Origin of the sequence: Niallia sp. Sow4_A1, from assembly GCF_052116745.1 — a bacterium.
GTDB lineage: Bacteria > Bacillota > Bacilli > Bacillales > Cytobacillaceae > Niallia > Niallia hominis.
The window spans coordinates 1-9,608 of record NZ_JBQKKM010000087.1; the positions used below are offsets into that span (position 1 = coordinate 1).

Genomic DNA, 9,608 nt, shown 5'->3' on the forward strand with positions numbered 1-9,608 from the left:
CACTCCCTTTTCAGCCTAAATTTGTTTTTTTCAGCCAAACTCACTCCCTTTTCAGCCTAAATTTGTTTTTTTCAGCCAAACTCACTCGCTTTTCAGCCAAATTTGTTTTTTATGCCATAACCACTCCCTTTTCAGTCAAATTTGTTTTTTATCAGCCAAAGCCACTCCCTTTTTAGCCAAATTTGTTTTTTATCAGCCATAACCACTCCCTTTTCAGCCAAATTTGTTTTTTATCAGCCATAACCACTCCCTTTTCAGCCAAATTTGTTTTTTATCAGCCAAAACACTCCCTTTTCAGCCAAAACCATCAACTTCTCCAAAAATTAAAAGAAAAGCAGAGGACTATCCCCCCTGCTTTTCCCATCAATACTTACGCTACATCTTCATCCTTTTTCTGCGAATTAACAAGAATTTTCTCCAGTTCTTCTAATGATCTACCTTTTGTTTCAGGTACAAACTTCCAAATAAATAGTGCTGATAATAGACTCATAATTCCATAGAAGGAATAGGTTAAGCCACCACTTACCTCCATCATCGCTGGGTATGTGGAAGAAATAAAGTAGTTTGCTGCCCATTGTGCTGCTACCGCAATTGCAACAGCTTGTGCTCTAACTCTATTCGGGAAGATTTCTGAGATTAGCACCCACACTACTGGTCCCCATGACATCATAAAGGATGCAGTATAAATAATAATGAATATCAAGGTCGCAATGCCAATTTTGTTTGAGAAAGCCATAGCAGCTACTCCAAACATACCAATTGTCATTCCAACAGAACCAATAATTAATAGTGGCTTACGTCCAAATTTATCAACCGTAAAGATGGCGATAAGAGTAAACACAACATTGACTAAGCCCATAATAATCGTTTGGAACATGGAAGCATCTCTTGCCGCACCCATGCTTTCAAAAATACGTGGGGCATAATAAAGAGCTACATTGATTCCAACGAATTGCTGAAAGACTGATAATAATATTCCAACAACTACAATTTTTTTGCCGAAAGTAAACAGCTTTGCTTTTGATTTATTGTTTTCATTAAAGGATGCCTTAATTTCAAACATAGTCGCTTTGGCCATTGTTTTTTCATATATTCTGGACAAAACAGTCATTGCCTTTTCATCCTGATTCTTCGACACAAGATAACGTGGTGTTTCTGGAACCGTGAATAATAACACCAAGAATAGGATTGCAGGTATTGCTTCAGATAGGAACATATAGCGCCAACCAATGTCATTTAACCATTCCAACGTTTGCCCACTTGCAATACCCCAGTTTACAAAATAAACGACAAGCATTCCAAAGATAATCGCAAATTGGTTTAAAGAAACCAATGTACCTCTAATTTTTGGAGGTGCCATTTCCCCGATATACATAGGTGAGATTGCTGAAGCTAAGCCGACACCAATTCCCCCAATAATTCGATAGATGTTAAAAGTAATGAGTAGAGCATAGCTTGGTTCTCCTTGTGTGAAAAACAAAAATTCTGGAAACGCAGATCCAAGAGCTGAAATTAAAAATAGTACCGCTGCAATAATAAGGGAATATTTGCGTCCGAAATTTGTAGCGAAGTAACCAGATATAAACCCACCAATAATACAACCTATTAAAGCACTTGAAACGGTAATTCCATGTACAAGGGAACTAAGACCTAATCCATCTGAAAAATAGGCTTGAAGGGATCCTTCTGCTCCAGAAATTACTGCTGTATCATAACCAAATAACAAGCCTCCAAGTGTCGCAACCAACGTGATTAGTACAATATAAAAATAACTATTTTTATTTACCATATGTTTGAAAGAGACTTAATCTCCTTCTTTCCTCCCCTCTTATGATTACTGATAGCCTTTTCATTTCAGCTAATAATAATCACTTTTTTAGTATTCATAGTATTTTTTAGTCTACTAACCTCCTAACCTAACAATACTAAGATGATTCCGTTTTCATTTCTATTTAATAAAGCACTTCATTCATTCATTCATTTCATACTATTAAATTATCATGAAAGCGTATTCTTGATAGCGATTTCACCTTCACTTTTTTGTTATCATCTAGACTTTCTTGTAAAATCCTTACTTCTCTTTGTTTTATTAAGGATTGTTTAGCAATGCTCAGCACTAAAAAAACAGCGACCAATGATCGCTGTTTTTACTGCTGATATTTTAGTCTATATTCACTCGGGCTCATTCCCGTCTCTTTTTTAAATACTCTACTAAAATAGTTGGGATCTTTATAACCTATGTTTAACGCAATTTCCTTCAATGGCACATTGGGATCTAATAAATGCTCTTTCGCCTTTTCTAAACGTGTTTTCGTTAAATAGTCAATAAATGTTACCTGGAATCGTTCTTTAAATAATTTACTTAAATAATAGGAGCTTATTCCAATATGATCGGCGACTTCTTCAAGCGAAATAGCTTTATAAAAATTTTTATCCATATAGTCTTTTGCTTGCAACAATAATGCGCGTATCCCATTTGATCGCCACTCTCCAAGATGCTTTATAACGAGCAATAAGTGTGCTTTCGCTGCCTCTTTTATTTGCATGGAGTTATCAAATTTTCCTAAACTCGTTTCAATTTCTTCTTCAAACCCTAGCTCCTTCATTGAACGAATTAAGATGATAAAGAAATTCTCGATTGCTTTATGAATCATGCTTAGTTGAAAATCAGATGCCTGCTGAATAGTTTGAAAATAGGTTTCGAACATTTGCAATCCTTTTTGAACTTCCCCTTTCTTAACCGCATCCAGTAATTCTTTTTCCACCTCAAAAGGAATTAGCTCTTTTCGTTTTTGTTTCACTCGATTATTATAAGTCATATAGGCTGCACTTGGATGGCTATGCACGAGCTCTAATGCATAGATTGCCTCTTTATAGGAATCAGAAAACTGTTGCACATTTGAGACAAGCGTCCCCACACCTGCATATATATGGCACTGTTCAAGTTGATTCTGCACATCATGAATTATCTTTCGTGCAAAGTCATCTCTTATTTCACCATTTGGTTTCTCATTTTGATTAATTAATGTTAATATCGGAACTTGGAACCCCGTTAATGGCCCAACCAAACATTGTAGGTTTTGTTCCTGTAACGCTTGTTTTAGTATTCGATACCACCGGCTTTTCACTTCTCTACTTGGATGCTGGTTCTCTGATGCAAAGGAAAAAACGGCGACAAAGCCTTGCTTCTGTTCAAGATCTAGCCATTCATCCCACTCTTCTTGGTTAAATTCATATACATAGTCCATAATAAAAGATACAATAAATTCCATTTCAATAACCGAGCTTACTCTCTCCAGGCGATGATTCATTTCCTGCTTTTTCATGACCTCTTGCTTTTCCTGTTCAATCTCTTCGGCCATTCCGTCAAAAGCCTCTAAAACTTCCGAAACCTTACTCGGCTTAAGTAAATATTCTTTAATACCAAATTTCATTGCTTCCCGTGCATAATCAAATGTATCAAAAGCAGAAACCATTACATACTTAATAGTTGGATGGGAGGCATGTATCTGTCTTATCGCTTCAATCCCATCAAATTCTGGCATCTTAATATCCATAAATACTAAATCTGGCTTTTGGGAAATAGCAAGCTCAACTGCTTCTTTCCCATTTTCCGCTTCTGCAATGACTTCAAAATTAGAGCGATTTCGGCTAAGCATGAGCTTCAGTCCTTCTCTTTCAATCGGTTCATCGTCTACTAGCATTATTTTTATCACGAATAAGCCCCCTTCCTATCTTTATTCAAGCTAATGATCACTGATGTACCTTCGCCCAGAGTTGAACGAATCTTTACCTGACTATTTTTATCGAATAATTTAATCCTTTTAATCACATTACTCATCCCTATTCCAGTAGAATGGCCAGAGCCTTTATTCGTTGTAGATTTTTCTCTATCCTCCCTCAAGTCCATTAATTGGTCGATTGTCTCCTGAGCCATCCCTACTCCATTGTCCGTTACTTCTATCCATATTTTTTGATTTTTTTCATAGATTGATACAGTAATAATAGCCCCTTTTGCCATACTTTCAATTCCATGTATAAATGCATTTTCTATTATTGGCTGCAAGGTAAGACATGGAATCGGTATCGATAAACAAGCTGGGTCGATCTCTTCCTTAAATTCCACTCTTTGGCCAAAACGTGTTTTTTGGATAAAAAAGTATTCCCTCACAATTACCACTTCATCCTTTAATATCGTTTGGCGATCCAGACTGCCAATATTATAACGAAGTAAAGTTGAAACGGAAGAGATTAATTCACATGTTCGCTCTGCCCCTTCAATATAAGCGGTTTTCGAAATAGTATTCAGTGTATTAAAAAGGAAATGAGGATTAATTTGATTTTGCAGACTCTTTAATTCCATCTCCTTCAGTAATTGAGCTAACTTTGCTTTTTCTTCCATTTGACTAACCGACTCTAAAATGTTTTTTTTCATTTCATTAAAAGTTTTCGTTAGAAACCAAAGCTCATCCTTTTGAGATACAACAATATCTGCACGATCGTATCTCCCTGCTGAAATTTCCTCTGCTTCTCTTGTCAGACGGCCAATGGTTCTCGTTATTCCATTAGAAAACCATAATGCAAATAAAATACTCAATAGAATAATAGAAAATAGAATTGTAGTTCCCATATTTTTCGTGTGAACAATTTTTTTATCTAAGAGATACGAAACTTCTTGATATTCTGTTAGCTTTACATCAATTAAATCAAGTGCTTTCTCATGAATATAGCTCGATGTCTTTTCTACTTCCTTTAAGGAACTAGAATATTGTTGGATATCTTGGTTTTCCATTCCCTTTACTGTTTTCTCCGTTTGCTCTCGGAAATTGTCCATCATATTTACTAGGTTCTTCTTAGGAATTCCTTCTTTTTCAATCGCAATGAACTGTTGCTGTAGCTCATTAAACTTATTTTTTTCAACATCGTATAAATCTAAATTTTCCTCCAATGGTTCATGAACATAAATTTGCAGTGATTGATATGTCTGATTCGTTTCCTTTGTGATTTCATTTAACAAGAAAAAATATTCCATATTCTCATCATATAACTTCTTTACTTGTTGATTGCTATGTTCTCGAATCCAAAATAAAAGCAACAGCAAAAGTAAAATGACACCAAAATAAATCAGTAGCTTCGAACGAATTTTAATCATGAACATTCACCTTTTTCTCTACCACTGCTTCTATATCTTTTTTATAAATGATTGCTGCATCCGTATGATTTACAACCGAGATAGACTTCTGGTTTAGGAGATTTAACATTATTTCAATACTTTTCTCTCCCATTACAAAAGGTTGCTGGGCCACAATGGCATTTATATCCCCTTTATTTAACAACTCTATATTCTCATCTAATGTATCAAATGAGATAACATACAAGTCATCTTGCTTATTTAATGATCTTGCTGCAGCAACTATACCGATTCCATCTAATGAACTTGTTCCATAAAATGCAGTAATGTCCTCATGTTCTTTCAGCATCTTGTAAGCCTTCTCTTCTGCTTGTACTCTTGTTAGATTTGATTCATCTATCGCAATAACCTTCATTCCATCTTCCTTAGCTATTGCATCTTTAAATCCTTGTACTCTTAATTGATGCTGATTATAGGCATTATCCACCCCACCGGTAATGATGCCAATTGTTGCTTTTCCCCCAGTATCGTTTACTAATGCTTGCCCTGCTAGTTGACCAGCTAAATAATTATCTGTCCCAATATAAGCATTGCGTAAGCTTTCTGGTGCATCTGTATCAATCGTAATAACTGGGATTCCTGCCTTAACAGCCTTATTAATCAGTGGTGTAAAATTTTCGTTAAGCGCTTGCACAATAATGCCATCAACTTTAGCTTGGATTGCCATATCTAATAGTTTTAATTGTTCTTCTGGATTCGAACGTTTTGGTCCTTCATATTCAACAAAAACATCATTCTCTAACGCAGCTTTTTTTGCCCCTGCCCCCACTAAACGCCAATAATCATGATCCATTTCCTCTCCAATTAACGCAAAATGGTACTTTGGCAAAGGGGTCTCCTCTGAAATAACTTCTTGCATTTTCTGATCATAAATTTGAGCCTGTCTATAAGAATATAAGGAATATGCAACCGCTATCAGAAAAATGATAATTAAAATGGTATAAAAAAAGATACGTTTCATATGTTCCTCCAAATGACGTAACTAGTGTATTCTTATGTTGATAATAACATATATTTGAAAAAGGTGAACAAAAAATACAAGGAGAGAATTGGAAATAAAAATTTTTATTCTTTGTATGTACATTAAATAATTATTTTTCCTTTTCATCAAAGAAAGCCAGCACGTTAAGATTTGAGTGCTGGCTTTTTAATCCATTTAATTTTCCATCTTGGAAAGAGTTATTTTTATAAACTCTTTTTCATGGTGTTCTAATAGTTCGCGAACATCCATATCATCAATGAAGAAGTCATCAACATATTTCGTGCCTCTATAGTAATGCTGTTTCCCTTCAAAGTAAAAAATATCTGCTGTTCCCTCATACGTATAGGTTCTCTCATCTTCACAAACAATAGAAAGAGAAATCTTTTCCCCATTATAGCCCGTGAAATATTTTGATAAAGGCATATCATTTATTACCAATACATCTGAACCTATATCCCGCTGAATGGTGACAATTCCCTTAAGTTCTTCTATTCTTACTCTTCCTTTTAAAATACTAATTAGACTAAAATGTATAATAATTAACTATTGCATAATAAAGTGAAGTAAATTTCTACCACTTTACTTTAGAAATCGTATTTCGCTTCCTTTTTCTCTCTTATTTCCGAAAAGGTCTCTGTTAATACAATTGTATCTTCCACTAATCGTTCAATGCGGAATAACACATCATCATCTGTAATCTCTTTTCGATAGAAATCCTTTTCCTCAATAAATACATAGGTTTGCACAATTTGTGCTTTCATATAAGCCAAGATTGGTTTTAATTGCTGCTCCACAATTAAATAATGCTTTGCAGAACCTGCTGTAACTACAACACTTACAACTTTATCAAGGAACGCATTTTGAGGCAATAAATCAAAAATGTTTTTTAATGTAGCTGGAATCGATGCTTGGAAAACCGGTGTTCCAATAATAATGGCATCAGCTTCCATTAATGTTTTGGTCACATATCCAGCATCCCCATCATACTCTAAATAATTTCTTCCATCACTAAATGGAATATCATAATCCGCTAAGTCGAGTAACGTTATCTCCACTTCTGGATAATGTTCTGCAATAGTTTTCATTGTGTAATCCATTGCTGTTCTTGTTTTCGATCCGACTTTCGAACCGGATAATCCAACAATCTTCATATTTCTTATGCCTCCGATTTTTTCGTGTATTTTCTAATAGCCGGCAAGATTTCAGTACCAATAATTTCTACATTTTTCATGACTTTTTCAAACGGCATTCCACCAAAGTCAATTTGGGCAATATAACGTTGATGCCCAAACATTTCATGTTGATAAAGAATTTTTTCAATAATTTGTTGTGGGCTTCCGATATTCATAATATTATGCGGATCTACTCCCTGTGCAAAATGTTGTTTTGGAAATCCAGCTCCGTTCGTTTTTTTCATGCCTTCGTTAATATGCGGATACATATCCTTTAATGCTTGTTGAGATGATTCTGCTGCGTAGAAAAATCCTGCTGTTGCTACTGGCAGTTCTGCTGGGTTAAATCCACTATTACGTGCTGCTTCCCGATAGGCATCTACTGTCCGTTTAAATACAGAGGCTGGTCCTCCTAAATGTGCCATAAACATTGGTGCTCCTGCAATTCCTGCTCTAATTGCACTTGCTGGTGTTCCTCCAACAGCTCGCCAAATCGGAATAAAGCTGTTCTTAGGACGTGGTAAAACTTGTGCATTTCTCAACGGCGCACGAAATTCTCCGCTCCAATTCACTACTTCCTCTTCATTAATTTTCATTAATAATTCAAATTTTTCTTCAAATAATTCTTCATAATTACGAAGATCATAGCCTAATAAATCAAATAATCCTACTCTTGATGCACGTCCAGCAATGATTTCAGCTCGGCCTTTTGAAATTAAATCAATTGTAGCAAAATCTTCGTATACTCTAACGGGATCCGATGTACTGATTATCGTAGAGGAGCTAGCGATTTTAATATTTTTCGTTGCTTGTGCAATCGCTGATAACACAACGGAATGTGCTTGTGTAACAAAATATTCTTGATGACTTTCCCCAACACTAAAGAAATCAAGACCCGCTTGATCTGCCAATTTTGCATATTCAATTATTTCATGTACACGTTCTTCTGCAGAAACCCTTTCTCCAGTGATTGGGTTTGGCAAATGATCGCCTAGTGTATATATTCCAAACTCCAAGCCTCTGCTTGGATCTATTCCATATTTTTTCAATTCATTCACCTTTCCTCTTATAGGCTATCTTTCAATTCCTCAGGGGATTTCTCCCAATATTCATTGTTAAAATCAACAAGAAATTTCTTTAAAGCTTGTTTGGATTCATCATCCATGATGTCTAATACAAATTTTCTTTTGATTGCTTTATCAAGACTGTTTACATGCTCTGGCATTGACTTATAGCCAAAAATCCTTCTGCTTCCTTCTTTCGTTTTCGTTGCAACCAAAATTTCGCAAGCACCTGCACCAGAATAGTGAACCCCTTTCTGGTTTCTGTCCAACGCAATCCAAATGACCCAATATTTATGTGGATCTAGCTCTTCCACTTCTTCTTTCGTCACATTCTTAAAAAATACCTTTTGCTCTACTTTGCTTCTACCATGCAAAGCACCCATATCTATAAATACTTCTTGTGTTTCTCTATCGATAATAATTGGTGTCACATTCTCTAAAGAAATAGAGCCTACTCCGTACCCACCATCTCCCTTGGTAGGGTCATTTCGTAAAATATTAAATTGAGCGTTTGGCTTGGATGATCCTTCTTTTTTGTTATCCATATTTTTCACTATTTTCCTCCTTCCAGTATTATTGCTTCCTTACCCTTCACTTATATTCTCGTGTTGAACGAGAAATGCTACGAATTGCCAATACAAAAATATGTACGGACTTCTACTTAACAAGTCTCTTTCCTTCATCTATAAATTCTCGATACTTTTGTGTAATTCAAGACGTTTTTTTTCAGGATATACGCCTTTATAAATGACTTGTCTTGATTGTAATATTAAGGGTTATAATGATTAATGGCAATTATTCAGCTTACTAGGAAATGTTCTTATGTACTTACAAAGAAGTTTAAGTCCATTGTATATTTTGTCTATCTATTAGGAAGGCTATGTATGATTCTCGTGGATAGTAAATACTGGGTGTTGGGTGTTGGGAAGTTTCATTTGGAATTTGATAATTTGCTGCTTTTTTGGCTTTTACTTGTTTTTATGAAAACCACTTTTCTTCTCTCCTCTGGGATTTTTGGTTTTCATTCGCTTGATGAAAACTTTTCCCCGATATCTCAGAGTTTTGGTTCTCTTTGTCTTGGGCACAGTGAACGCTTCTCTGTTACCTTTTCCTGCTTCTTCTCTTGCTTTCGGGCTCAGAGAACGCTTCTCTGTTACCTTTTCTTGCTTCTTCTCTTGCTTTTGGGCTCAGAGAACGCT

The 9,608-nt window shown here is 35.5% G+C and carries 9 protein-coding genes; 1 reads left to right on the forward strand and 8 read right to left on the reverse strand.

All coding sequences use genetic code 11. From position 1 onward, the window contains the following. Positions 1 to 370 precede the first annotated feature (370 nt). The 8 genes from xylE to ACTQ5K_RS24740 form a co-directional block, all read right to left on the reverse strand. Entirely contained in the window at positions 371 to 1,789 is a 1,419-nt protein-coding gene (xylE, locus tag ACTQ5K_RS24705) for a D-xylose transporter XylE (RefSeq protein ID WP_031535810.1), read from the reverse strand. Between the two features lie 358 nt (positions 1,790 to 2,147). Continuing rightward, on the reverse strand, positions 2,148 to 3,716 hold the full coding sequence (locus ACTQ5K_RS24710) for a response regulator transcription factor (protein WP_251628431.1): 1,569 nt from the start codon (positions 3,714 to 3,716) through the stop codon (positions 2,148 to 2,150). Further along, positions 3,713 to 5,152 (reverse strand): sensor histidine kinase, encoded by a 1,440-nt coding sequence (locus ACTQ5K_RS24715; RefSeq protein WP_048717772.1) that lies wholly within the window; start codon positions 5,150 to 5,152, stop codon positions 3,713 to 3,715. The genes ACTQ5K_RS24710 and ACTQ5K_RS24715 overlap by 4 nt, the downstream gene beginning before the upstream one ends. After that, positions 5,145 to 6,152 carry a sugar-binding protein gene (locus tag ACTQ5K_RS24720; RefSeq protein WP_031535814.1) on the reverse strand — a complete coding sequence of 336 codons (1,008 nt, stop codon included), beginning with the start codon at positions 6,150 to 6,152 and terminating at the stop codon, positions 5,145 to 5,147. Before ACTQ5K_RS24720 ends, ACTQ5K_RS24715 begins: the two co-directional genes overlap by 8 nt. Positions 6,153 to 6,347: 195 nt before the next feature. Then, positions 6,348 to 6,611, reverse strand: a complete 264-nt coding sequence (locus tag ACTQ5K_RS24725) for a hypothetical protein (RefSeq protein ID WP_231512506.1) — start codon at positions 6,609 to 6,611, stop codon at positions 6,348 to 6,350. 146 nt (positions 6,612 to 6,757) lie between these two features. Beyond that, positions 6,758 to 7,324: an NADPH-dependent FMN reductase gene (locus ACTQ5K_RS24730; protein ID WP_031535820.1), complete on the reverse strand. Its 567-nt coding sequence runs from the start codon at positions 7,322 to 7,324 to the stop codon at positions 6,758 to 6,760. 5 nt (positions 7,325 to 7,329) lie between these two features. Further along, positions 7,330 to 8,394, reverse strand: a complete 1,065-nt coding sequence (locus ACTQ5K_RS24735; RefSeq protein WP_031535822.1) for an LLM class flavin-dependent oxidoreductase — start codon at positions 8,392 to 8,394, stop codon at positions 7,330 to 7,332. Positions 8,395 to 8,411: 17 nt separating this feature from the next. Continuing rightward, positions 8,412 to 8,954: a YwhD family protein gene (locus ACTQ5K_RS24740; RefSeq protein ID WP_031535824.1), complete on the reverse strand. Its 543-nt coding sequence runs from the start codon at positions 8,952 to 8,954 to the stop codon at positions 8,412 to 8,414. 339 nt (positions 8,955 to 9,293) lie between these two features. On the opposite strand from ACTQ5K_RS24740, the gene ACTQ5K_RS24745 reads away from it, so the two are divergent. Continuing rightward, positions 9,294 to 9,608 (forward strand): hypothetical protein (locus ACTQ5K_RS24745; protein WP_441994413.1); only part of this gene is annotated, 315 nt, incomplete at its 3' end.